Here is a 24,173-nt window from a genome sequence, read left to right as displayed (position 1 = left end):
CTGTTTTTGTCAGGAAAAAAGTACGGTCTTTGCCAGTGCAAAAAATTCCCGTACCCAGTAGGACGGCAGCAGCCCCCACGGGGTTCTTGCGCTCAGCGGCGCGGGCGACAGCCCGGCACGTTTTGCATAGACTGCCGCGCGCAGCTGGTGGAAGCTGTCGGTTGCGATTGCCGCCTGTTCAGGCAGTTTGTTTTGAGAAATCACCTGTTCGGAAAACCGGATGTTTTCCTCTGTGTTGGCCGACCGGTCTTCCGTATAGATTCTGGCCGCATCAATTCCCCGGTTAACCAGTTCATTTTTCATGATCTCCGCTTCGGAATACGTTTCCGACGGACTGCGCCCTCCGGAAACGACGGCGAGCGCATCGGGATGCGCTTTCAGATATCGCTCGGCGGCATCCAGCCGATAGCCTAGCATCCGCGACGGCTTGTCTTCGACGACCTGGCACCCCAGCACGATAACTGTCCGCGTTTCCTGCCCGGCCGTCTGGAAAGCCGCCGACAGCATCAGTACCGAAATGACGGCGGCACCAAGCATGCAGGCGGAAACGCCGGCAACACCTATTACCCTTAAAGTTTTCCACCAGCGCGGTACAGGTGGGCGGCGCCTGTCCGAGACCAGTCGAAGACGTCTGCGAATGTGTGTCCCGACTTCTCGCTTCGGCGGGTCCCAAAAGAGGCAGAGCGCCGCAAGCAGCAGGCCGAACAGCAGCAGGGCGGCTACTCCTGTATGAAAGATTCCGTAAAGCAGCAAAGGCAGCAGGCCGAAAAACAAACTAACTGCCGCAACGGCAAAGCCTGCCGATTGTAAGAGTTTGCGCATGTTTCTAATCAATCTCCCAGTATCTGATCAATTGCCGACAGTTCCTCGGCAGTGAATTCCAGATTATTAAGCGCGCCGAGGTTTTCCGCAATCTGCTGGACGCGGGACGCACCGATGATTACCGATGTGGTCTGTTCTTTTTCCAGTACCCACGCAAGCGCCATTTGTGCCAGCGATTGGCCTCTTGCCTGCGCGACTTTGTCCAGTTTTTTCGCTTTTTCCACTTTTTCAGGGGTCACGCGGTGTGCGTCAAGCGAGACACTGTCCCCTCCAGCGCGGGAATCAGCGGGAATCCCATTAAAATATCTGCCGGTCAGCATCCCCTGCGCCAGCGGTGAAAATGCGATTGCACCGACGCCTTCCTCCTTTAAAACATCATAAAGCCCATTTTCCACCCAACGGTCAAACATGGAATAGCGCGGCTGATGGATGAGGCAGTGCACTCCCATTTCCCGAAGGATTCCGACCGCCCGTTTGGTCTGCTCCGCGTTATAATTGGAAAGCCCTACATACAGGCATTTCCCCTGCCGCAAGGCGGTTACGAGCGCATCCATGCTCTCCTCCATCGGCGTCTCGGGGTCGGGGCGGTGATGATAAAAGATGTCCACATATTCAAGCCCCATACGCTTCAGGCTCTGGTCCAGGCTGGAAATCATGTATTTTTTGCTTCCCCAGTCTCCGTATGGCCCCTGCCACATCGTGTATCCTGCCTTGGTGGAAATGACCATCTCATCGCGGTAAGGGTGAAGGTCCTGTTTGAGCAGCTTTCCGAAGGTCTCCTCCGCGGAACCCGCGGGCGGTCCATAGTTATTTGCAAGATCAAAATGAGTGATGCCCGCGCCGAACGCCGCACAGACCATCTCCCTGCTGATTTCATAAGGAACCTTCCCACCGAAATTCTGCCAAAGGCCTAAGGAAATCCGCGGCAGCAGCAGGCCGCTCTTTCCACAGCGCTTATACTGCATGGCCTGATATCTATCTGTTTTCGCCAAATACATCCGAATTCCTCCCAGTTTGCTGTTTTATAACTATCATACCATATTTTCCCCGAAAGGAACAGCCTTCACGCGTATCGTGCATGGCTGCGGAAATTGGCCGCATTTAGGGAAAGCCTGCCGAAAGAGGATGACAAACCGCATAAAATTGTGTATAATATGGGGAAATGAAACCGGCGGTATTCCGCTGCATGAGGTGAAGCTTTATGCCGACAATTCCAGCCGCTCCAGTCGATTATACCGGCGCCCTTTCCGATCTTTTGCCGCAGCTCATCAAAAAATATACGCTTTCCGTCGTCAGCAACTATATGGATGAGTGCAGCAGCCGGCTCGCTCCGGTGCAGGAATGCAACAGCCTCCTGCTGAATCCGGACAGCCAGGAGGGCAGTGTTGATGAAGCGCTGCAATCCGTAGTTGCCGCTACGCGCAGCTATTATGAATTCCTTTCCGGCCTTCCGGAGGATATGCGCCGTTTCCTCATTCTGATGGGCGGCATCACCAAGGAGGAAATCGACGACCTGCTGAAGGCGGAGCCGGACGTGAGCGATGAAATCAGCCGGCTTGCATCCGTTGCGCCCGCCATTCAGGCCATCCGTCCCAAGAATTACGTGATGCCGATCGACCCGATTACCAACAAGCTGGCACAGCTCAAGGAGTTTAACGAGGTGACGGTTTCGCGCCGCAAAAACCTGACCATTCAGACCGCTGTCACTATCGACTGCCCCGAACATATGAAGATCGACGGGAACTTCCACCTGACGAACTATGATAAAAGCATTATCAACGGCGTCGTCTCCATCCTCGAAAGCGGCAACTCCAGCTTCACGGTGCCGATGCTTTATCATGCAATGACCGGTAAGGAAAACCCTACGGTTGACGACGGCCTTGTGGAGGATATCAAAGCCAAGCTGGATACCATGCGCCGCCTGTCGATCAATATCGACCTGACCGAAGAAATCAAGGCACATATGATTCAAAAAAATATGGTGGGCGAAAACGAAGTGGAGTCCTTCACCATTGACGGATACCTTCTGCCGCTCAATAAATATACCGGCGTGGTCAACGGCAAGCGCAGCGAGATGTATCAGATCATCGATACCCCTCCCCTGCACAGCTACGCCAAAATGAAAAATCAGATTTCCACCGTCTCCATCGACCTGCTGAAAGCGCCGCTGAACAACAACGCAACCACCATCCCGCTGAAAACCTATCTGCTGGGCCGCATTGAGGCAATGAAAAACCAGAACAATAAGATTATGCGCGATAAAATTCTCTATGAATCAGTCTATCGGGAATTAGGCGACATCGACTCGGACAAAAAACGAAAAAAACGTATCCGCGACTATACCGAAATCATTCTGACGCATTTCGTCAATATGAAATACATCACCAGATATGAGGTCATCAAGGAGGGGCGCACCATCAACGGCGTGCGCATCTACTGGGAAGGCAAAAAGATCTGAACATAAAAACGGCGTCCGGAATACTCCGGACGCCGTTTTGCATACTTATGCGTCAGATTCTTACTCTTACGTCAGAAATAATATAGGTGGTAAGGGTGCGCGTTTTGATCTCAAAAGTGTCATCGTCTTCATTATAGGTGAAACTGCTTGTAGCATTCACAAGTGCGCCCTTGGAATTGAGCGCGTAAATATAAACATCCTCGGGATCGACATCCTCATCAAACGGATTGTTCAGCGCGAGCGTCGCGCGGCTGGATGAGTCGATCGTTGCAGGAGAGAATGCGCGGATGACAGCGTCGGTGTTTCTGAATTTGGCAAGCAGCGCAGAGGTCCATTTGGTGGACAGCTTCGCATAGAATTTGTCGGGGTCGTCGTTCGCCTTGAAGGTCAGCGTCGCAAAGGTATCGCTGCCCTCAAACACAATTTCATTATTGGAATTGGCGTCCGGCTTCACGACAACGCCCTTTTCCCCTACGGTAACGGTGGCGTCTCCGCTGTCGCTGTCATTCGCCATATAAAAGCTGACCTTCAGGTTTAGCTTATCATTCGGATTGATCTTATTTGAATCTGCTTTATTTCCAAAGAATACCGTTTGAGTATCTGCGTATTTGATTCCATTCATTGCTTTTCTCGCGGTAAACGAAGCGGTTAGTTCCACTTTAAACTCATCTATAGAGGTGGTATCCTTGAGCGCAATTTCCAGATAGGTGTTGCGGGCATTCGCCGCATAGGTTTTAAAGGTGTTTGCATCCGCTTTATTAATAGCCGCCGCGCCCGCCGGGACGTAGTAGTTGGTGCCGGTACCGGAAAGCAGTTTCTTTTCCACCAGCTTGACCGAGCTGACATATTTGCCGTTCGTCGTTTTGCGCACAGACAGCTTGAACGCTTTAGAATCATTCAGCAGTTTGGCGGCCTCGGGGGGAATCAGATAATAAATTTTCTGGTTAGGCGCGATAGTGTCCCCGGCTGCGGCAACCTGTTTGCCGTTTTCATTGATCGGCAGACCGGTCAGCGCGGTAATGTTGCTGGTCTGGGTGTTGACCGAGGCGGCAAACGCGGTCACCTGAACGCCAAGTGCCAGAACGGCCGCCATCGCCGCGGCAATTAGTTTTTTCATAGTTTTGTTCTCCCTTTCCTGAAATCTTCATTTTATAAGTGTCTAGAATTTGGAAGTTTATTTCACCTTCATTATACATTTTTTATAATTAAAATAAAACCGTATTTCTCAGATACCTGACAAAAAAATTGACTGCGGCTTTCTTTTTCAGTATACTATTCCATATATGTGTATTTTGGAATGGGAGAGACTGTCATGAAAATCGCTTTTTCCACACTCGGTTGCCCGGATTTTGCTTGGAAAGATATCTACGCCATGGCAAAGGACCTCGGTTTCAACGGGATTGAAGTCCGCGGCATCGGAAGCTGGCTCCATGCCTATGATGCGCCGCCCTTTTCCCCCGCCCATCTTCCTGAAACGATGGAGAAGCTTGCTTCGCTGCGACTGGAAATCCCCTGCCTGTCCACCGGCTGCTGCCTGAACGATACCGCACACACAGAAGAAACCCACCGGGAAATCATCCGGCATATCCAGCTTGCCGCACAGCTGGGAACCCCGTTTGTCCGCATTCTGGCAGACTGCCGCCCCGAGCCAAGCGGCGAAGTTGACACCGAAGCGGTTGTCCGCGAACTGCGCCGGTGCATCCCGCTGGCGGAAGAAAAAGGCGTCACGCTGCTGGTGGAAACCAACGGCATCTACTCGGATACAGCACGCCTGCGCGACCTGCTCAATGAAATCGCCAGCGATTCGGTCGCGGCATTGTGGGACCTGCACCATCCCTACCGCTTCGCACACGAGACGCCGGGACAGACCATCCAGAATCTGGGCGCTTATATTAAGTACGTCCACATTAAGGATTCGGTGGAAACCAAAAACGGCATTGAATACCGGATGCTCGGAGAAGGCGACCTGCCGATTGACGAGATGATGCAGGCGCTGCGTTCCATCGATTACAGCGGCTATGTTTCGCTGGAATGGGTGAAACGCTGGGCCAAAGACCTTCTCGACGCCGGGATCGTATTCCCCCATTTTGTCAACTATATGGAGCGTTTCGCGGAAGCGGGAACGCTCAGCCGGAAGCTGTTCTCCAACGCAACGAATACCGGGAGCTATATCTGGGAAAAGGACAGCCTGATTGATCTGACCTTCAGCCAGCTCCTTGACCGGGTAGTGGAGGAGTTCCCTCACCAGTATGCATTCCGTTACACACAGCTTGATTATACCAGAACCTATTTTGAGTTTCGAAACGATGTCGATACCTTTGCCCGCGCGCTGATTGCGATGGGAGTAAAGCAGGGCGACCATGTGGCTGTTTGGGCGACTAACGTTCCTCAATGGTACATCGCGTTCTGGGCCGCTACGAAAATCGGCGCGGTGCTTGTCACCGTCAACACCGCCTATAAAATTCACGAGGCGGAATACCTGCTGCGCCAGTCGGATACCCATACACTGGTGATGGTGGACGGATTCAAGGATTCCGACTATGTGGGAATCATACGGGAGCTCTGCCCGGAACTGGAAACCTCCGAAACCGGCAAGCCTCTGCACCTGAAACGGCTGCCGTTCCTGCGTAATATCATCACCGTGGAATCCCGCCAGAAGGGCTGCCTCACCTGGGACGACGCCTTGGCGTTGGCCGAAAAAGTACCGGTCGAGGCGGTCTATATGCGTGCTGCGTTGGTGAGCCGTCACGACGTCTGCAACATGCAGTACACCTCCGGAACCACCGGCTTCCCGAAGGGTGTCATGCTCACCCACTACAACATCATCAACAACGGTAAGAACATCGGCGACTGCATGGATCTGTCGACTGCCGACCGCATGATGATTCATGTGCCGATGTTCCATTGCTTCGGCATGGTGCTCGCGATGACCGCATCGGTAACGCACGGCGTTACAATGTGCCCGATGCCTTATTTCTCCCCCCGTAAATCGCTCGACTGCATTAACCGTGAAAAAATCACCTGCTTCCATGGCGTACCGACCATGTTTATTGCCATGCTGGAGCACGAGGACTTCGCCAAAACGGATTTCTCCCATATGCGTACCGGAATCATGGCCGGAAGCCCCTGCCCGGTCAAGGTGATGCAGGATGTTGTCGACAACATGCATATGACCCAGATTTCCATTGTATACGGGCAGACCGAGGCTTCCCCCGGCTGCACACAAAGCCGCGTGGACGACCCGCTGGATGTGCGTGTGAACACCGTGGGCCGTGCGTTGCCGGGCGTCCAGTGTAAAATTGTCGACCCGGCCACCGGCGAAGACCTGCCGGACAACGTGGACGGGGAGTTTGTCGCCCGCGGGTACAATATCATGAAGGGCTACTATAAAATGCCGGAGGCAACAGCCGCCGCCATTGATGAACAGGGCTGGCTGCATACCGGCGACCTTGCCCGCCGCACACCGGATGGCAACTACAAAATTACCGGACGCATCAAGGATATGATCATCCGCGGCGGCGAAAACATCTATCCCAAGGAGATTGAGGACTTCATCTACACCCATCCCAAGGTGAAGGATGTGCAGGTCATCGGCGTCCCTGACCAGCAATACGGGGAAGAAATCATGGCTTGCGTGATTCCAAAGGAAAATGCGGACCTGACTGAGCGGGAACTGCACGACTATATTGTCACTCACATCGCCAAACATAAGACGCCGCGTTATATCACCTTTGTTGACAGTTTCCCGATGAATGCGGCGGGTAAAATTCTGAAATATAAGATGCGTGAACAGGCAGTCGAGCAGCTGAATCTGCAGGCGGCGGACAGTGTCATCACTGCCTGACGGCATCCGCTTGACAAATCCGTCCAACCTGCTATAGTTGTGACAGTTCCGCAGCATAGATACCGTGCCTTTTGTGCACGGATTCAGAAAGTGGGGTGCGTTTTTTGGATGATTTCCGCCTGAATGAAATGCCGCTTTCAGAAAAGGCAAAAGTCCAAATCCGCAAATATATCAATACTATGGATTTGGAGCACAGCAACAAGCTTCCAAGCGAGGAAATTCTCGCCGATATCATCGGGGTGAGCCGCATCACAATCCGCAGCGCGCTCAACGACCTGGCCTCCGAAGGAGTCATCTTCCGCAGGCAGGGCAAGGGGACGTTTGTCAATGTGGATTCGCTGAGCATCAAGGTGAAGTTTAACCCCATTTCCGAGTTCACCACGATGATCCGGGACAGTGGGTATACCCCAAGCGTCCGCCTGCTGGACATGAAGATCATTCCGCAGGATAAGGAAATCGCGGAAAGCCTGCTGCTTGAAGAGGGCGACGAGCTTGTGGTTGCGGAGAAAATGTTTCTTGCCGACCATAAGATGTGTGCGTACTGCGCGGATTATTTTTCCCTCGCTTCTGTCGGCGGAAAGCAGAATCTTTCCGAAATGGCACGTTTTGAAAATTCGATTTTCGCCTACATGTTTTATCAGTCCGCACGTAAAATCGTCTGGGACAAGGTGGAAATCAGCGCGGAAATCGGTAAACGCATCCCGAACCTCAGCAAATATGCAGATATACAGGAGCTTGGCGACAAGGCGTTTCTCTATCTAAAGGGCGTCAATTACGACACCAACGACAAGCCCGCCATGTACGCGCAGGAGTACATCGACCCAGATATCATCAAATTCAGCATGATCCGGCAGCGGGATATTCACTACTGAATTGTAAAATACAGCGACCCGGTATTCATTTTAGAATACCGGGTCGCTGCTCATTTGTAATTGATTAGTCTCCAGCTGATAAATAAGAAAACCGTAATATCCAAACAAATAAACAGGATTCGAGTTGTGAGCGGTTTTGCTTTCCAATCAATCTTATAATTGATAAGAACACCCGCAACCGCTCCAAAAAATCCGGAGGACAAAAAAGTCTGATAAAGAAATTGATTGTAAAAGAAGATCGTATTCACAAACATAGCGCCTACATAGAGCCATCCTAAAGTACGGACAACGCTCACAAAAGACTGATTGTTTATCAATCTTTTCATCTTTACACCTTCAACACGTTTGGTCAAGCGGCGCCCGCCGAAAACACAGTGGGCGCCGCTTGAAGTTGTCAAATTTATTCAGCGCCCTGAATGCTCAGCGTTGTGCGTTCCGATTTCGCAGAGATTCCCGCTTCGTTGGGTGTCACATAAGCGCTTTCGGCGACAAATTCACCGGGGAGCACGCAGCTTACATAGTACGTCAGGGTATAGACATTGGGGTCTTCCGCTTCTCCCCCGGTCATCACACGGGGGTTCTTCATCGCATAAGCGTCCCTGTCCCCGGAGTCCGCCGCAGACCCCGGCAGCTTGGAGTTATCACGATAGACATAACCGCGCACCGTCTGTCCGTCGTTTTCCACCATGCCCCAGCACCAGTCATACCACACATTGCTTCTGCCGGAGGCGGGCATATACCGCATGCCGGACGGGATAAAGTCCGTGATCTGGTAACAGCCGGACGGGGCGTCGTCCGAGAAGGTCACCTTCAAATCCACGCGGACCTTGCCGCTGGTTTTGAACTTTCCGTCCGCGGGCGTATAGGTCTTGGAAATGGTCAGCTTGCTGGTGGACGGGACATCCAGGTCGCCCGCGTAAACGGTATGGCGTACCGCGGCGGAAAGGCCGCCCGAAAGAATCTTGAATTGGGCATTTCTGAATGTCTCGGCGCTCAGGCTGAGCACTTTGACACCATTTCCATCCAGTGTTTCCTCTTTTGTTTCACCATTGACAACATAGCTGAACTTTCCGGGTTTTTCTCCCTCCGGCAGCGTGAACTTTTCCAGATAGGTCAGCATTTCGAGGTTGGTAAGCGTCGTATAGCTGGCGGAGCGGTCATTATCCTGTGCATTCAGATAGTTCATCAACGCATCGGCATCCGGGTTGCTGGTGATGGAAGTCAGCATCAGCGCTGCCGCGGTATTCTCCAGCCGCTCGTCATTGGTCGCGCCGGTCACATATTTGAGGTCGGTTTCCGTTACAACCGCGCTCGACTCCTTGAGCGCGCTGTAAACCGCCTCCGCGCTGGTAAAGTCGCCCAGCTGCGCCAAACCGCTGCCCAGATAAAGCTTCTGCGCCGTTGTAAGATCCGCATTTTCTTTGAGCATTCTGGTGATGTCCAGCAGTACAGGAGATTTTGCGGCGGCAAGGCCGGTATAAGCCATCACACGGTCATTTGGAGTAGAGGCCGCGTCGGCCAGCACCTTTTGCAGGAACGTAACCGCCTGCCCCTTGTTGATCAGTTCCGGTGCGGCAATGAGCATCTTTGCGGTCACCGAAGCGTCGCTCTCGCCAACCGGCAGCAGCTTCACGCCGCTTTCCCCGTCCATCTGCTGGATGTTATCCAAACGGGCGTCCTTGCGGACGGTGATCTGCTCGTTTTCCGGCAGCAGCTCGTTATAAAGCACCTGCGCGCGGTACGCGGCGGCAAGCACTTCCGTGCGGGCGCCGCTCTGGTTGCTCAGACGGTGAAGGCCATCCATAAACGCGGCCATCCGCTTGTCATAGATGCTCAGTTTGACAGGGTAAGTAACGCTGGAAATCGTCTGCAATTGGTCAAGCGGGACTGTATCAATCTGGGAAACGGTCATTTCCTGTTTTACCACAGAGAACGGCACCTGCACGGCGTCGCTGTTCCCACTGCATGTTCCTTCCAGACGCAGGGTATACGCGCCTTCGTCATACTTGCCGAGGTTGAACGCCGTGCGTTCAACCGCCTTTCCGGACGCGGTCTTCTGATCCACCTGTTTGCCGTCCGCGTCAAAGACGGTCGCCGTATAGTCTACGGAATCCTCTGTTTTGATTGCGGTGCCAACGCCGCCCACGGAAAATGCCACATCGTCCCCTACGAGATAGGTATCGGTAAAGAGAGGACGCAGATAAAACGGTAATGTCGCAACGGTATTCGCGGTGGTATCACCCGCCTTGAGGTCCTGCGTGACTCCTGCCGCAGTAATACGCCAGGACGTTACATTATCGGGCAGCGTGAATTCTACCTCCGCTTTGCCGCTTTCATCCACCGCGACAGTCTGGAACAGCGCCGTATCCACAAAGTCTTCCCGCAGCGGGCCGCTGTCGCCTCCGCCACCGCCTTTTCCTCCGGTAGCCAAAGAGTCCCTTTCCAGGTTATATTCCTTATAGGAAACGGACCGAACGAGGTTTGGATAAAAAACATCCTGATAAATCTGTCCCGCAAGGTCTACCTTCTGCTGTGCGAGCTGGAACACGGCTTCATCTACAACTCCCACGCAGATGCTGGCCGCCACAGGCTTGCCAGTCACCTTATCTGTAACGGACACTAGAATTTTTGCCGTTTCTCCCGGACGATAACTGTCGTGCTCCGCTTTTGCGTCGATGTTCAGCACTTTGCTGTCATAATTATAGGAAACATCATAATCATTGATCTGGTAAACATGTCGCCCATCAAAGTATGCACCCGTAAAGCGGACATTCGGCAGGAATTCTTCCGACATCGTGAAGGTGAGCTCATCATCCCGGGTGACGGTGTTCCGGAGCATCTTACTTTGCAACGCGCTGCACAGCATGCTTCCCTTGTTTTCAACCTTCACGCCGTTTTTATAAAGCCCCAGCAAAATCGGCTCATCCATCGCGGCGCGGCCGAAGCTTCTGCTGCTGATGAAATCTATGTTCGTGTTGTCCTGTCCGGCGGATTCATCGACAAATGCATAGGAGCTGACTTCGTCAAACTCTGTGGGAAGGCTGTACAGCCGGCCCGGGTAGCCTTTGGCGTTTACATATCCCACAATTCCGCCGCTGAATTGTGCTTCATACCAGTAGTACACATTTTCGTCGTTTGCGTAGGGCACATCATTGAAAACGGCTTTCCCGCCGGAAGTATAGCCGTTGAGGACTTGTTCCACCGATTCACGCTGCTCCGTCTTGTAACGCTGCACCGTTTTCTTATTGACAGAGTCGTAGAAACTGCCGATAGGCGTCTGAATAAATTCTGTCTTATGTACCAGCACCGCGACCGGCAGATCGGCCGGCGCGCCTTTAAGCCGTTCATATTCGGACGGAATGACCATCGGCCGGACTTCCCCCGCCTGCCCTACTTTGGACACATCCAGCTGCGCGGTTTCCACAGTCAGGGTTTTGCCGTCCCTGTCTGCCGTCACCTGCGCCGCTACCCTGGACGGCAGCGCATAGAAGGAGCCGGAAGTGTTGATGTAAACATCTTCCTCCTGCGCATTGCTCACATCATAGTAGATTCGCTGCGGGGACCAGCTGTACATGCCGCTCTGGTCGCGGTAGACCGATGTGTCCATCATGCCGGTAGCCGTTGCTTTTCCGGACGCGTCAAGCGTTATTTCCTTGTCCTGCCCAGATGGGCCAAATGTCATTCCGTAACCGCTCAGACGCAGTTTCCCTCCAGAAACCGGCGTCCCGTCAAAGAAGTTCGCCGCAATCTCAAAGCGCACGGTTTCGTTATAATAATAAACGTCTTTATCGGTTTTTACCTCAATCAGATAAGCAGGCTTCGTATAGTCACCGATTTCAAAGTTTTTCGTGGTATAGACGCCGTCTTTCCCATCGGTAATCCGGAAACTATACCAGTCTTTTCTGACACCGGTAATCTTCATCTCTCCCGAGAAGGTTCCGTCCGCACCGACGCTGACTTTCATCAGATACAGATCAGATACCGGCCAATCGGTGCCAAGCGACGCATAAACGACCTCCGGCGTCGTACTGGTTACCGTGCGCGGTTTCACCGTTCCCCAGAAACGGATGGTATCGTTCGGCTGATAAATTTCGCGGTCGGTATAGAGCGCAGTATAAAAATGCTGATTGAGCGGAGTTTTTTCCTCCTGTTTGGAGAGAGAAAGTTCCTCCACATAGGCCGGCTTCCCGTCCCGTAAAACCTGGAGCTGGGCGTTCTCCACTTCGCCGGTGAGGAGGCGCGCGGTACCGTCATCCTGCGTGGTCGCCTCCAGCTTATTTCCGGTTTTTTTGTCAATCAGGTTAATTGTCAGACCGGAAAGCGCACCGCCCGATGACGGGTCATTGACCCAGACAAGCGTATCGCCATTTACGGACTGGGTATAGACCGACAGATTACGGATCTGAACCAGCTTCTGCACAAACTGGTCCGTTCCTTCGGCATCCTTGCCGGAAATGGTGACAATATAATAGCCCTCTCCCATATTTTCCGGTAAAACCGCATAGGAGGAAGTCCATGCATTCTCTCCCTGATGCAGCAGCTCGCCGTGGTAATTCACAACCTCCTGCAGGCCGCTGGTATCCACGATGTAATCGCTGAGCACACCATAGCGCTCCGCATAGTATTTTTCCCGTTCATTCAGCACTTTAATGTATGCGTCGGCGTCAGGGAACTGATACATTTTTACGTCAAATTCCACACCCGTTACATCGCTGCCGGAAGAGACTTCAACCGCCAGCGTGTCACCGGGCAGGAAGGTTTCTGAAAACTCCCCCGCAAGACGCAGCCTAGTATAATCCCATTTATCCTGTTCCGGGCTGGAAGTTTCAAAGGAAAACGTGTAGTCTTCCTGAAGCGCCGTTCCGTTCGGGGCGGGTAGCCCGGCTTTGAGGGTCACCCGGTAGATACTGTTCTCCGCCAGCGGCGCAGCCGGGATAAAGGTCGCCGTATAATCGCTTGTTTCAAAGGTTCCAGCTACAGCGGGAAGAACTTCAAAGTAATCCTCGATATTCACCCCTGCCGCGTTGAATGTAAACTCTATTCCGGTTTTTGGATCCACATAGTTGCTTTGATCCGCCGGATAGACACTGCTGACAAGCAGGTCGCTTTTGGTCTGGAATGCAAAGGACTGCACCACATTTTTCGCATCGCTGAGAACGCGGAAGGTATAAACCGTATTGGCCTTCAGCGGCTCGGAGGGCTTCAACATCCAGTTTTTCCCCGATCCTTCCATTGAAAAATCCAGTTCAGGTTCCACGCTGAGCATCGCGGCCAGCTGCTCCTTTTTCACACGGTAACCGCTCGTCAGCTGAAAAGTGCTGTCCGGGTCTACCCCCTGCTCTGTCTGTGAAACAGCCGTCATCGAAATCGATGCCGGCAGTTCGTCACCTACGGGACGGGACAGCAATGCGGAAGCCCCCGCCGCGGCAAGAAAGACCACCGCGACAATGGCAAGCACCAGGCTGTTTGTTGTTGTACGTTTCATTGGTTTCCCTCCATATAATAATCACGTCAATCTATCACAATGTTCTGTATACTATAAGTGAAGATAAAGGGAAAAATTCCTGCGTTATCAGTATAACATATTTCGACAGAAAAAAATCAACCCTTCGGCGTGCTTTGCGCTCTGACTTGTCTGCGCGATTGTGCGATTATGATCCATATTTATGAAATACCCGTCTATATTCAGTAAATATCACGAATTTACAAATTGGTCATTTAAGTGCGTTGAATTTGCCTGAAATTTAAGGTATAGTATACGAAATTATTATTAACTGGGGGTATTCGATGTATCGGAAACTATCGGGTTTTCTTCTTTCTCTGGTTTGCGTCTGCGGGTTGGCAGCCACCGTATCCGCGGCGTCCGGACCGGCTGTCACGGCAGAATCGTCCGCCACGGCAATTACGAAAATTTATGAGTATCAGCCGCTTGCATCGGGCAGAAGCGGGCCGGTTTCCTCCGACGCACTTGTGTGCACCGTTACGGAACGTGTCTATGATGCGAAAGGGAATTTTTACCTGCTGGAAGACAGCTCCCCCCTGCATGATTCCAGTCTGTTCAGCGGCAATATTAATGTAACGGCGGGCGCGGGAGTCATACGCTCGATTACACCGGTCGCTGACCCGGAAGATCATGCGCGTTCCGCTTTTCGCATCGCTTTGACCAAAGAGTATTCCGGTCAGCCGGAGGTTATTGCATTTACGAACGCCTATACAGCCAAAAAAGATACCGTTTTAACGGTGAAACCTGTCCGGGGCGGCGCATCAGTGGACCTTCCTGTCAAAAAAGGCGCCAAGATCGTCTCGAATTGCAAGCTGGTTTTGAATGCAGACACAATCTCTGTCACAAATTATACCGAAGCACGCCTGAAAACGAGACTTCAGCAATAAAAAGCAGACTGCAAAATCTTATATGAGCGGGACTGCGTTTGTATAAGATGAGAGCGGAAAGGAACCTTTCCGCTTATTTACACTTCCTCTTAAAGTGACTCTGTCAGAAGCGAAACAAACGAATCATTTACAAATAAATCTAATTATGTAAAATATTTCCGAACATTGACTTTGCCAGGAAATTTTCATACAATAATAATAAGGAAGTGGTAAAATGCAGCAAGTAGACCAGTATTCTTTTCTCGTTGAATTAATGGATCTGATCCCACATCTTTATCGACTGCTGTTCCAGTCCGTTCAAAGACCTGAGGTGTCTTCTTTACCCGCCACCCAACTCCGCGCCCTTTTTATCCTGACCAGAAACGGCACACAAAGCATGTCCGCACTTGCCGAGGCGCTCTCAATACCCCGCCAGCAACTTACCAAGGTAGTGCATGCATTAGTTGAAAAGCGCCTTGTTCGGCGTAAAATAAATCCGACTAACCGCAGGATGATTATGATCGAGGTTTCTCCAAAAGGCGAAAAGCTGATGAAAGCGATCCTTGAGAGCAATGCCGAACAGTGCCTATCTTATTTCCAAGCCCTTACGCCTGAGCAGTTACACACCTTACAGGAAGCCATGGAAATTGTGCGCAGCATATCGATTTCTGCCTGTTCAGAGCAGGAACCATCCTGAATTGCTACATATCGGACCAGGAAAGAGACCGCCGCCGGTTTTCGGCAGCGGTCTCTGTTTATTTTATCCGTATCATTCGCTGTTTCTTTCCTGCCCATCTTCCACAGAGGATCCTTTTGCGTCCTCCCTGCGGAGTTTGCTCAGATAGCGATAGATACTGGCGGACGAGCTGTGCAGCTCCTTTGCGACATATCCAACCGCGCCTTTAAGCAGGAACACCCCTTTTTCATCCAGCAGTTTCACAATCCGCAATTTTTCTTCCTGTGTCAGCCGGTCGGCGGGAACTCCATCCTCCAGTACAGCCTCCTGAATGGTGCTGTCGGTAATTGCGGCAATCGAATTGGGGTATTGCTCCTGTTCCTCATTGTGGAGCTTCTCCGTTTCCAGCAGATCGCCGCGTACAACAATGTTCTGCTCCACAAACGCATCCGGATGGCACAGCTGAAACAGCTTGGTACTCAGCTCCTGAAAGCGGCTGTCATCAAAATTGATGCAGAGCAGACCCACAAGTTTCCCCGCATCATCCTTAATATACATGGTAGAGGATCGAAGCACTTTATTACCGTTTGTAACCCCGCTGTAATTGATTTTAAAATCTTCCTCCAGATAACTTTTGTCGGCAATTGTTTTCAGCGCCATACTGGTCAGCGGCGCGCCAACCGTGCGCCCGCTGATATAGCCGTTTGCAATTGCGGCAACAGAGCTGGATTTTTCACTGATATCATGCAGCGCAATCTCATAATCCGGGCCGAGCACCTGCGTCAAAAATTGGACAAGCTTGGTATATTGCCTCAAGAGAACTCTGTTCATAATTCACCATCCGCGTTTGCTTGAAAATTTTGCCGGACGACGCCGGCTTTTCTTTATCATAACATAGAAACCATGCAGGGACAATAAAAAAATTATCACTATAATAAAAAATTAGAATAATTTATCCCTTTATTGCATACTTTGTTATTGTAACAATTATATTTTATTGCATTAATAACAATTTTATGCTTTATTTTGTGTGATATTACATAATAACAATAATTTGTTTATAATTTTAGTGATAATTTCATTACTTTTTCTTGACAATATTTTATAACGATGATAATATTATCTCAAATGAGACAGTCAGCGCGCGACATTCTCACAAAATGCAAATAAACTGAACATGCCATGAATACTGTCCGCTAGTCGAAATGATGACCGGGGTATTCAACTAAGGAGGAAATGTATCATGGCAATCAAATATACCCCTGAACCCTTCCGGATTAAAATGGTAGAAACCATCAAAATGACCACCCGCGAGGAACGGGAGCAGAAAATCGCGGCAGCACATTACAACCTGTTCAACCTGAGAGGCGAAGATGTTTACATCGACCTGCTGACCGACTCCGGCACAAACGCCATGAGTCAGGAGCAATGGGCAGGCGTCATGCGCGGAGATGAAGCCTACGCCGGCGCTTCCAGCTATTTTAAGCTGGTGGAGACCGCACAGGAAATCTTCGGTTATGATTACATACAGCCTGTCCATCAGGGCCGCGCAGCCGAAAAAGTGCTCTTCCCATCCTTTTTGCACAAGGGGCAGTTCGCGATCTCCAACATGTTTTTCGATACCACCCGCGCTCATGTGGAACTTGCAGGTGCGCGCGCAATCGACTGCGTGGTGGAAGAAGCCAAAGACCCGTCCAAACGGTGCAAATTCAAGGGTAATATGGACGTCGTGAAACTGGAACAGCTGATCCAGGAGCATGGTGCCGAAAATATCGGCCTGGTGGTCATGACAATCACCAACAATTCCGCAGGCGGCCAGCCGGTCTCCATGCAGAACATGAAAGATGTTTCCGAAATCTGCAAAAAATATGGGATTCCACTGGATATCGACGCCGCGCGCTATGCCGAAAACGCCTATTTTGTCAAACGTGACGAAGAGACCTGCAAGGACATGTCCATTATGGAAATCATCCACAAGATGTTTTCTTACGCGGACATGTTTACAATGTCGGCCAAAAAAGATACAATTGTCAACATGGGCGGCCTGATCGGCATTAAAGACCAGACCAAAAATGCCGACCTGATTATGAAGATCAAGGCAAACTGCATCAGCTTTGAAGGCTTCATTACCTACGGCGGCCTTGCGGGACGCGACCTTGAGGCACTTGCAATCGGTCTGCGGGAAGGGCTTGACGAAAGCTATCTGAAATACCGCATCGGTCAGATGGAATACCTTGCTTCCCTGCTCGACGATGCCGGTATCGCCTATCAGTCCCCGGTGGGCGGACATGGCGTATTTGTGGACGCGAAAGCAATGTTCCCGCAGATCCCCTATTATGAATTCCCCGGTCAGGTATTGGGCGTCGAGCTCTATAAGGAAGCCGGAATCCGCGCCTGTGACATCGGTTCTTACATGCTCGGAAACGATCCGGACACCGGCAAGCAGCTCCACGCAGACTTTGAATTTACCCGCCTTGCGGTTCCCCGCCGCGTGTATACACAGGCCCATTTTGATATCATGGCGGATGCCCTGATTGCCATTCAGAAGAGGGCGCACGAAATCAAGCATGGTTACAAAATTACCTGGGAGCCTCCGATTCTTCGCCACTTCCAGGCATCCCTCGCACCCATAGAAAAATAATCCCCGCACAGAAAGCAGGAACGTATCTGCGCCCCAAATGCTGCATTGAACTGAACAAGTCCATCGCGCATTTGGGGCGCAGTCTGTTTCAGGTATCAGTTTTGAATGAGAGGTGAATTGATATGGCAAAGACAGAACACAGCAAGAATCCCGATGTCAAATCCCGCGACACATTTTCCACCAAATGGGGCTTCATTCTCGCCTGTATCGGTTCGGCAGTAGGTATGGGCAATGTCTGGCTGTTTCCCTATCGCGTTGGCCAGTTTGGCGGCGCCGCTTTCCTGATCCCATATTTCCTCTTTGTAGTTATCATCGGCTTCACCGGAGTTGTCGGCGAAATGTCATTTGGCCGGGCAATGCGTACAGGCCCGTTAGGGGCTTTCCGCAAAGCGTTTGAACAGGGCGGCAAAAACGGTAAGATCGGTGAAGCAATCGGCGTGATACCGGTCCTGGGCTCTCTGGCGCTTGCCATCGGCTATTCTGTAGTAATTGGATGGATTATCCGTTTTCTGGTAGGTTCCCTTACCGGCTCCGCATTCCATAATACCGACAGCGGCGCCTATTTCGGTTCCATTGCCGGGTCATTCGGCAGCGTTAGCTGGCAGCTCATTGGTTTGGCATTGTGCTTCATCGTCATGGTCGCCGGTGTCTCCTCCGGAATTGAAAAAATCAACAAGGTCATGATGCCGCTGTTTTTCCTGATGTTTATTGCTCTCGGCATCCGTGTTGCTACTCTGCCCGGCGCTATTGAAGGTTACCGTTTCATGTTTGTGCCCAAATGGGACGCTCTTGCGCAGCCAAAGACGTGGGTATTCGCGCTCGGGCAGGCGTTCTTCTCGCTGTCACTTGCGGGCAACGGAACCCTGGTATACGGCTCCTACCTGAAAGATTCCGAAGATGTGATCAGCAGCGCGAAAAACGTCGCCTTGTTTGACACAATCGCCGCAATGCTGGCCGCGCTGGTCATTCTTCCTGCCGTCTTTGTCTATCAGCTGGACCCGGCGTCCGGCCCCCCGCTGATGTTTATCACCATGCCGGAAGTTTTCAAGCAGATGCCGATGGGCTATTTCTTCATGATCATATTCTTCCTGGCTGTCCTGTTTGCCGGGCTCACCTCTTTGGTAAACCTGTTTGAAGCGCCTATCGAAACCCTGCAGGCAAAATTCGGATTTTCCCGCAGCAAAGCCGTTCTGTCGATTGCAGCCGTTTCCGCGATCATCGGTGTCTGCATTGAAGGCATCGTCGGCGGCTGGATGGACGTGGTTTCCATTTATGTCTGCCCGTTGGGCGCATTGCTTGCCGGAATCCTGTTTTTCTGGATCTGCGGGCCCAAGTTTACACGTGAAGCCGCCCAAAAGGGGCGCCAAAAACCGATTGGAGCTTGGTTTGAGCCGATGAGCAGATTCGTGTTCTGCGGTCTTACCCTTGCTGTGTTTGTACTTGGAATCTTCTACGGCGGAATCGGATAATTATTGCTAAAACCCCGGAATTCCTTTTCATGAAAGGAATTCCGGGGTTTTTTATTTTAGCTTCCGCATTTCTCCATCTTTTTATTTTCATACATTTTTTTATCCGCAAGATCAAACAGTTCATCAAAACTTACCGGATCGTCCGTGTTTGTCTTTTCCATTCCGATTGCGATATCAATTTTTGGAATATGACGTTCATTATAATGTTCCACAGCATTCAGAATCTGGCGGTAAATCCTGTCCGCCTGCTCACCTGTGGTATTGCACAGCAACACCAGAAATTCGTCGCCGCCGATGCGGTAAACCTCCTCCAGCCCGGAAAGCACACTTCTCAGCACCGAAGCGCCCGCCTGAATCAGCTTGTCCCCCACAAGATGCCCCAGCCGGTCATTCGTCTGCTTGAGATTGTTCAGATCCAAACAAATGCAGGCAGCGGGGCAGCGGCTTTTCCAATCCCTTTCCAACTCCAGTTTTCTTTCCTCAAAAGCGGTCCGGTTTTTCAACCCAGTCATGGTATCAACATAAGCCAAGCGGTAATAAAGCTGCTGCACCTCCAGCTGGCTGCTTTTCAAATCAAGCTGTGTCCGCAGCAGTCTTTCATCCTTCCGATAATCATTCGCCATTTTCAGTTGCTTGATAAGCTGCGCGACAACCATATACACAGCTAAAACAATCACACAGAAAAAAAGCACAGTCGGAATATATTCCGGCCGTTCCGAGAGCGGCACCGGGTAACCTGCAAGCAGGTAAAACATGATATAGAAAAAGGCCGATGCAAGGGCAAGGCTGTTCCAGCCTGACTTTAAAGAACGCTGCACCCGCAGATAGGGGGTCCTGATATGAAATACCAGTGTGTAAAGCAGCGCGTGGCCTCCCACCATGCAAAACACATATAAAAGGAACACACCTGAAACAGCAAAAGCCGCCTGTGCAATAAAATATACCACCAGCACAAAGATATCAACCGTGCAAAAAGTAAAGAGGAACGGCCAGCCCCCGCTTTTTGACAGAACCCTCATCATCAGCAGCGACGGCAGAGTCATCGTAACCGCGGTTGCCACGGCGACAGGAACGCCCGACATCATTGCGTAGCCAAAAAAGCCCGAGAGCACCAGGCAACCTCCCATTCCGACTGCAAGTGATCTGCGCATATCATACCTCAAATCGGTCAGCAGAAGATACAGAATGGCTGAACTGAGGCAAGCGACAATGTTCACAATGGTCTCAGGCATTTTGGCAACCTTCTTTACCAAATGATATTGTCTTATTATAGCACAGAAATCGTAAGAGTTCCACGATATTAGACATGTTTTTCCTTTTAATTTGCCGTTGTTGCCGCCGACATGGAGTCATCATAGAAACAGCAACAGTTCTTTCCAGTTCGTTTGACATAATAAAGCGCCTCGTCTGCTTTTTGATAGAGCTGCTCAAAGGTGGATCCGTGCTCCGGAGCAAATGCGATTCCGATGCTGGAGGATATTACACATTCCGGTTTTTCCTCCAGATGGATTTTACGCAGCGATTCAACAAGTTCTTTCGCTTTCGCGACGATGTGCTCCTTTGATCGGGCTCCTTTCATAAAAACTGCAAATTCATCTCCGCCCAGGCGGGCCATAAAATCAGTAGCACGGAAAACTTCTCTGATTGTCGCTGAAACCTGTCTGAGCATGGCATCACCGGATAAATGCCCGTAACTGTCATTGATATTTTTAAAGTTATCCAAGTCGATAATCAGGAATCCATGCCCGCCGTGACTGAGTTCCTCGGTTTTTAAGAAGTCGGTAATCAGCTTTTCTGCGGTAACACGATTGTAAAGTCCCGTAAGAGGGTCCCGCTCAGATTGATATTTCAGCGCCAGCTCCTTGCGCTTTTGCTCATCAATATCCCTGACATAAGAAAATGCTTTGATATCGCCGGTTTCAGGATCCTTAAGAAGATTTGTCCGGTTGGACACCCAAAGTTTATTTCCGTTTGCATCTACATTGCGATATTCAAAGGCCAAAGAATTTTCCCCATTCTGATAACAGCGCATCAAATTTTTCAGGCTGAAATTTTGCAGAACCAGTTCCTGTTCTTTTGGATAGACACACTTTGCCACAATCAGTGGAAGCGCTTCGGAAAACCGTTCCGGAAGCTGTATCTGTCTCCGTTCCACCTTTCCCCCAAGTTCTACGGAAAACCTGTCCTGCGTCACGTTGATTTCAAAAATAGACCGCACATCGGCCAGCATGGCCGCACGGTACTGTTTTTCCTTCGCGTAGCGCAGTTCAGCCTCTTTATTTTCTGTTACATCCTCCAGCATGCCAATCGCACGGACAGGTTTTCCATAATCATTAAAGATATTCGTAAGCGTTACACGGTTCCAGGCAGTTTTGCCGTTCGCCCGCTGCATCTGGATCAAGCAACCAGAAGCCTTTGCACCCGCCCTTATCTTATTCAGCGCTTCCTCCAGTTCCGCGGCGGACTCCGGATTTAATGTGTTGTTCCAAATGCTGATATCTTCCATTACAGATGGCAATCCATAAATAGAGCGGGTTTTGGTGACAAACGAAATCTGGCTCTGTGCAAGGTCATACTCGAAAATAACATTGGAGGTATGCGCCATGGAAATCCTGAACCGTTCATTGCTCAGCTGCAGCTCCTGCTGGATTTTTTTCAAATTCGTTACATCCATACAGACACAGTAAAAGAAAGGGCTCCCCTGTTCGTCTTTCGTTAAAGTACACTTGTCCAGCACCCAGACCAGTTCCCCGCGCCCGGTCATTATGCGGTATTCCAGTTCGATCACATCGCCGATTTTCGGGTTTTCAAGTTTTTGCATCACCTTTGGGAGATCCAGTGCGTAAATGGTTTGATAAAAGCTGTTTTGAAACTTCTGCCTGATTTCTTCTCTGGAATAGCCGAACATGCGGATAAAACCGTCACTAAGATAGAGAAACTCACCTTTTTCATCCGGGCTGCATTTCTGCACTCCGCCGGGGAGCGCGTTTGTTAGAAAATCAAGGCGCCGGTTCACATGAATCAGCATATCTCTGGATTTTCTTGCGTAATAGACAATCCCCGCCACCAATATAAAAAAGCAGGTGAAAATCTCCAGGATTAAAGTCACGCCCATCTGGTTGACCGGTTCAATATCGACCGCTATGGTAGACGCCGATATCGTGTGCAGCGTATACCAGTCGTTGACCCCGACCGGCGTATAACAGGCAATCTGTTTTTCTCCATCTAAATAATACTCAACAAAGCCGTTCCCGCCGTTCAGCACCTGCGCGTGAAATTCCTGATAACCGGAGCTTCCGGTAAATTCTACGCGGCTGAAGGTATCCCAGACGTTTCCATACCGCTCAAAATGGCCCTTTGCGTTTTCGGAGTTGAGAACGATACTTCCGTTTTGCTGAAAGATCAAAGAGCCCACCTGTCCGCGAAAATTGGCGATTTCGGCGGTTGTATATAAGCTTTCCATATTATAAAGGCCGCACAAAACACCAGCGACTGTCCCATTCTGGTAAATTGGCGCATAAGCAATAAAAGCATTGGACATGCCGGTTTCTCCTGCGGCCGCCCTCTTAAAATAGTCGCGTTGCGATAAATCTACAATATTTCCGGACGATGCGTAACCCTTTCCATCCGGCAGTACAACCCTCAGCCCGTAAAATCCTCCCGTTTCGGCAAGCTGGCCGAGCAGCGCAAGAGAATTTTGCGAGCGTAAATCATGAAACCCCGCGAAATAGCCGGTGGCTCCCGCGAGGTAACTGATGGCATCATGAATTTTCAGCCTGACTGAATTGGCGGTCTGGAGCGCAATTTCGTTCAGCTGTTCCTTACTCTGCTCCTGTGAATATTTTTCCGTCTGTTTGGTAAACCTCCAAAAAGACAGCAGCACTAAAGCAAGCACCATCAGCACCCCGAAATATTGTATCAAAAGGGTATTCCGCCCGCCGTCTTCCCTTGAACGATTTGGTTTCAACAATTATCCCCCCTTGCACAAAAGTTGAAAGGATTATCAGCCCAATGTGCAGAGGTTTCGAATCTCATATTTGCAACCGGCTGTCCTGCTATCATCTGCGGATAGTTTAGACCCTTGATTTTGCGTCACCGGATTTCTCCGGTTTTGCCAATTATTTTATATAAAATACGCTATATTCTTGCAAAAGAGCTTACAAAATAAGCTCTTGTTTCGTAAATGTTTTTGTAGAATATTTCGTTTTTATCATAAGCGATAGCCAAGCAGTTGTCAATTTATATTTGATCGCGGAATAATTTTCCAGATATTTTTTTAGAATACAGACTCAAACTTTAATATTCCGGCATAAATTTTCATTTATTTTAGCTTTTAGATAGTACTTATAAGTACTACCATAGTAATCTTACCATGTACACATGCTAAAGTCAATAGTACGGAAAAGTACTACGAAAAGAGGTGTGCCCGTGTGTTTTTTCCACGGCTGAAAGATTTAAGAAGCGATAAAGATCTCCTGCAAAAGGATATTGCCAGACTTCTGAACACAAGCCAAACCGTTTATTCCAGGTATGAAAGAGGATTCCAGACAATACCCGTCGAGCATTTAGTCGTTTTAGCTGATTTTTACCGTACCTCCACCGATTATATTTTAGGACGAACAAACAACCCGATCCCGTATAAAGAATAATATAGTACATAGAAGGCGGTTCCCGACCGGGAACCGCCTTCTATGCACTATATGCGCCATTCGATTTACGCACGGAAGGGCAGGTATCAGACAGCATTGCATAATAAGCGGAAAAAATACAATAAACCCTGTTACGGGTATTATTGTGTATATCTAAGGCAAAAGGACCTGAATCAAAGATTCAAGTCCTTTTATTTTTGTCCCAGTTGGAGCAGGTAACGGGAATCGGACCCGCGTTGTCTGCTTGGGAAGCAGAAGTGTTACCATTGCACCATACCTGCGTAACGATGAACATTATATACTAAATATCAGGTTCTGTCAACAGAATTTGCGGCATATTTGAAAGGAGACTGAAAACTCTGGAAAGACTTGA

The 24,173-nt window shown here is 50.3% G+C and carries 16 protein-coding genes, 1 tRNA gene and 1 riboswitch; of the genes, 8 read left to right on the top strand and 9 right to left on the bottom strand.

What is annotated here, in order from left to right:
- Positions 1-9: 9 nt before the first annotated feature.
- On the bottom strand, positions 10-822 hold the full coding sequence (locus tag C1A10_RS00785; RefSeq protein ID WP_101908412.1) for a YdcF family protein: 813 nt from the start codon (positions 820-822) through the stop codon (positions 10-12).
- A gap of 8 nt (positions 823-830) precedes the next feature.
- Positions 831-1,820 carry an aldo/keto reductase gene (locus C1A10_RS00780; protein WP_101908411.1) on the bottom strand — a complete coding sequence of 330 codons (990 nt, stop codon included), beginning with the start codon at positions 1,818-1,820 and terminating at the stop codon, positions 831-833.
- 203 nt (positions 1,821-2,023) lie between these two features.
- On the opposite strand from C1A10_RS00780, the gene C1A10_RS00775 reads away from it, so the two are divergent.
- Positions 2,024-3,280 (top strand): hypothetical protein, encoded by a 1,257-nt coding sequence (locus C1A10_RS00775; RefSeq protein ID WP_101908410.1) that lies wholly within the window; start codon positions 2,024-2,026, stop codon positions 3,278-3,280.
- A gap of 52 nt (positions 3,281-3,332) precedes the next feature.
- Here C1A10_RS00775 and C1A10_RS00770 read toward each other — a convergent pair whose 3' ends face one another.
- Positions 3,333-4,397: a hypothetical protein gene (locus C1A10_RS00770; RefSeq protein WP_101908409.1), complete on the bottom strand. Its 1,065-nt coding sequence runs from the start codon at positions 4,395-4,397 to the stop codon at positions 3,333-3,335.
- Positions 4,398-4,592: 195 nt separating this feature from the next.
- Here C1A10_RS00770 and C1A10_RS00765 point away from each other — a divergent pair, with 195 nt between their 5' ends.
- Positions 4,593-7,124: an AMP-binding protein gene (locus C1A10_RS00765; RefSeq protein WP_101908408.1), complete on the top strand. Its 2,532-nt coding sequence runs from the start codon at positions 4,593-4,595 to the stop codon at positions 7,122-7,124.
- Positions 7,125-7,228: 104 nt separating this feature from the next.
- Complete coding sequence (locus tag C1A10_RS00760) at positions 7,229-7,996, top strand: GntR family transcriptional regulator (protein ID WP_101908407.1); 768 nt, start codon at positions 7,229-7,231, stop codon at positions 7,994-7,996.
- 50 nt (positions 7,997-8,046) lie between these two features.
- On the opposite strand, the gene C1A10_RS18290 is transcribed toward C1A10_RS00760, so the two are convergent.
- Positions 8,047-8,349, bottom strand: a complete 303-nt coding sequence (locus C1A10_RS18290) for a hypothetical protein (protein ID WP_180950926.1) — start codon at positions 8,347-8,349, stop codon at positions 8,047-8,049.
- 47 nt (positions 8,350-8,396) lie between these two features.
- Positions 8,397-13,481: an Ig-like domain-containing protein gene (locus tag C1A10_RS00750; protein WP_101908405.1), complete on the bottom strand. Its 5,085-nt coding sequence runs from the start codon at positions 13,479-13,481 to the stop codon at positions 8,397-8,399.
- A gap of 302 nt (positions 13,482-13,783) precedes the next feature.
- On the opposite strand from C1A10_RS00750, the gene C1A10_RS00745 reads away from it, so the two are divergent.
- Complete coding sequence (locus C1A10_RS00745) at positions 13,784-14,386, top strand: hypothetical protein (protein ID WP_101908404.1); 603 nt, start codon at positions 13,784-13,786, stop codon at positions 14,384-14,386.
- Between the two features lie 214 nt (positions 14,387-14,600).
- Complete coding sequence (locus C1A10_RS00740; protein ID WP_101908403.1) at positions 14,601-15,062, top strand: MarR family winged helix-turn-helix transcriptional regulator; 462 nt, start codon at positions 14,601-14,603, stop codon at positions 15,060-15,062.
- 72 nt (positions 15,063-15,134) lie between these two features.
- On the opposite strand, the gene C1A10_RS00735 is transcribed toward C1A10_RS00740, so the two are convergent.
- Positions 15,135-15,872 (bottom strand): helix-turn-helix transcriptional regulator, encoded by a 738-nt coding sequence (locus tag C1A10_RS00735; RefSeq protein ID WP_101908402.1) that lies wholly within the window; start codon positions 15,870-15,872, stop codon positions 15,135-15,137.
- Positions 15,873-16,284: 412 nt separating this feature from the next.
- On the opposite strand from C1A10_RS00735, the gene C1A10_RS00730 reads away from it, so the two are divergent.
- Together C1A10_RS00730 and C1A10_RS00725 are read left to right on the top strand one after the other, a co-directional pair.
- A complete protein-coding gene (locus C1A10_RS00730) occupies positions 16,285-17,682 on the top strand; it encodes a tryptophanase (RefSeq protein WP_101908401.1) in 1,398 nt (465 codons plus the stop codon).
- Positions 17,683-17,804: 122 nt separating this feature from the next.
- A complete protein-coding gene (locus C1A10_RS00725; protein ID WP_101908400.1) occupies positions 17,805-19,151 on the top strand; it encodes a sodium-dependent transporter in 1,347 nt (448 codons plus the stop codon).
- Positions 19,152-19,207: 56 nt separating this feature from the next.
- On the opposite strand, the gene C1A10_RS00720 is transcribed toward C1A10_RS00725, so the two are convergent.
- Entirely contained in the window at positions 19,208-20,383 is a 1,176-nt protein-coding gene (locus tag C1A10_RS00720; protein WP_101908399.1) for a GGDEF domain-containing protein, read from the bottom strand.
- A gap of 86 nt (positions 20,384-20,469) precedes the next feature.
- The gene (locus C1A10_RS00715; RefSeq protein ID WP_101908398.1) at positions 20,470-23,118 is read right to left on the bottom strand and encodes a sensor domain-containing diguanylate cyclase; all 2,649 of its coding nucleotides are present in this window, start codon (positions 23,116-23,118) and stop codon (positions 20,470-20,472) included.
- 68 nt (positions 23,119-23,186) lie between these two features.
- A riboswitch (cyclic di-GMP riboswitch) is annotated at positions 23,187-23,277 on the bottom strand.
- Positions 23,278-23,581: 304 nt separating this feature from the next.
- Here C1A10_RS00715 and C1A10_RS00710 point away from each other — a divergent pair.
- Positions 23,582-23,800, top strand: a complete 219-nt coding sequence (locus C1A10_RS00710; protein ID WP_101908397.1) for a helix-turn-helix domain-containing protein — start codon at positions 23,582-23,584, stop codon at positions 23,798-23,800.
- Positions 23,801-24,007: 207 nt separating this feature from the next.
- On the opposite strand, the gene C1A10_RS00705 is transcribed toward C1A10_RS00710, so the two are convergent.
- Positions 24,008-24,081, bottom strand: a tRNA-Gly gene (locus tag C1A10_RS00705).
- Between the last annotated feature and the right edge of the window lie 92 nt (positions 24,082-24,173).

The sequence above is a fragment of the Marasmitruncus massiliensis genome, from assembly GCF_900186535.1.
Lineage (GTDB): Bacteria > Bacillota > Clostridia > Oscillospirales > Ruminococcaceae > Anaerotruncus > Anaerotruncus massiliensis_A.
The sequence above is the reverse complement of the archived record's forward strand: the minus strand, read 5'-3'. Positions and strand labels throughout refer to the sequence as shown.

Excerpts from the sequence above, each read along its gene's own strand:
- C1A10_RS00750 (WP_101908405.1), bottom strand. The coding sequence starts at position 13,481 with ATGAAACGTACAACAACAAACAGCCTGGTGCTTGCCATTGTCGCGGTG.
- C1A10_RS00720 (WP_101908399.1), bottom strand. The coding sequence starts at position 20,383 with ATGCCTGAGACCATTGTGAACATTGTCGCTTGCCTCAGTTCAGCCATT.
- C1A10_RS00740 (WP_101908403.1), top strand. The coding sequence starts at position 14,601 with ATGCAGCAAGTAGACCAGTATTCTTTTCTCGTTGAATTAATGGATCTG.
- C1A10_RS00765 (WP_101908408.1), top strand. The coding sequence starts at position 4,593 with ATGAAAATCGCTTTTTCCACACTCGGTTGCCCGGATTTTGCTTGGAAA.
- C1A10_RS00745 (WP_101908404.1), top strand. The coding sequence starts at position 13,784 with ATGTATCGGAAACTATCGGGTTTTCTTCTTTCTCTGGTTTGCGTCTGC.
- C1A10_RS00780 (WP_101908411.1), bottom strand. The coding sequence starts at position 1,820 with ATGTATTTGGCGAAAACAGATAGATATCAGGCCATGCAGTATAAGCGC.
- C1A10_RS00730 (WP_101908401.1), top strand. The coding sequence starts at position 16,285 with ATGGCAATCAAATATACCCCTGAACCCTTCCGGATTAAAATGGTAGAA.
- C1A10_RS00775 (WP_101908410.1), top strand. The coding sequence starts at position 2,024 with ATGCCGACAATTCCAGCCGCTCCAGTCGATTATACCGGCGCCCTTTCC.
- C1A10_RS00725 (WP_101908400.1), top strand. The coding sequence starts at position 17,805 with ATGGCAAAGACAGAACACAGCAAGAATCCCGATGTCAAATCCCGCGAC.
- C1A10_RS00785 (WP_101908412.1), bottom strand. The coding sequence starts at position 822 with ATGCGCAAACTCTTACAATCGGCAGGCTTTGCCGTTGCGGCAGTTAGT.
- C1A10_RS00770 (WP_101908409.1), bottom strand. The coding sequence starts at position 4,397 with ATGAAAAAACTAATTGCCGCGGCGATGGCGGCCGTTCTGGCACTTGGC.
- C1A10_RS00735 (WP_101908402.1), bottom strand. The coding sequence starts at position 15,872 with ATGAACAGAGTTCTCTTGAGGCAATATACCAAGCTTGTCCAATTTTTG.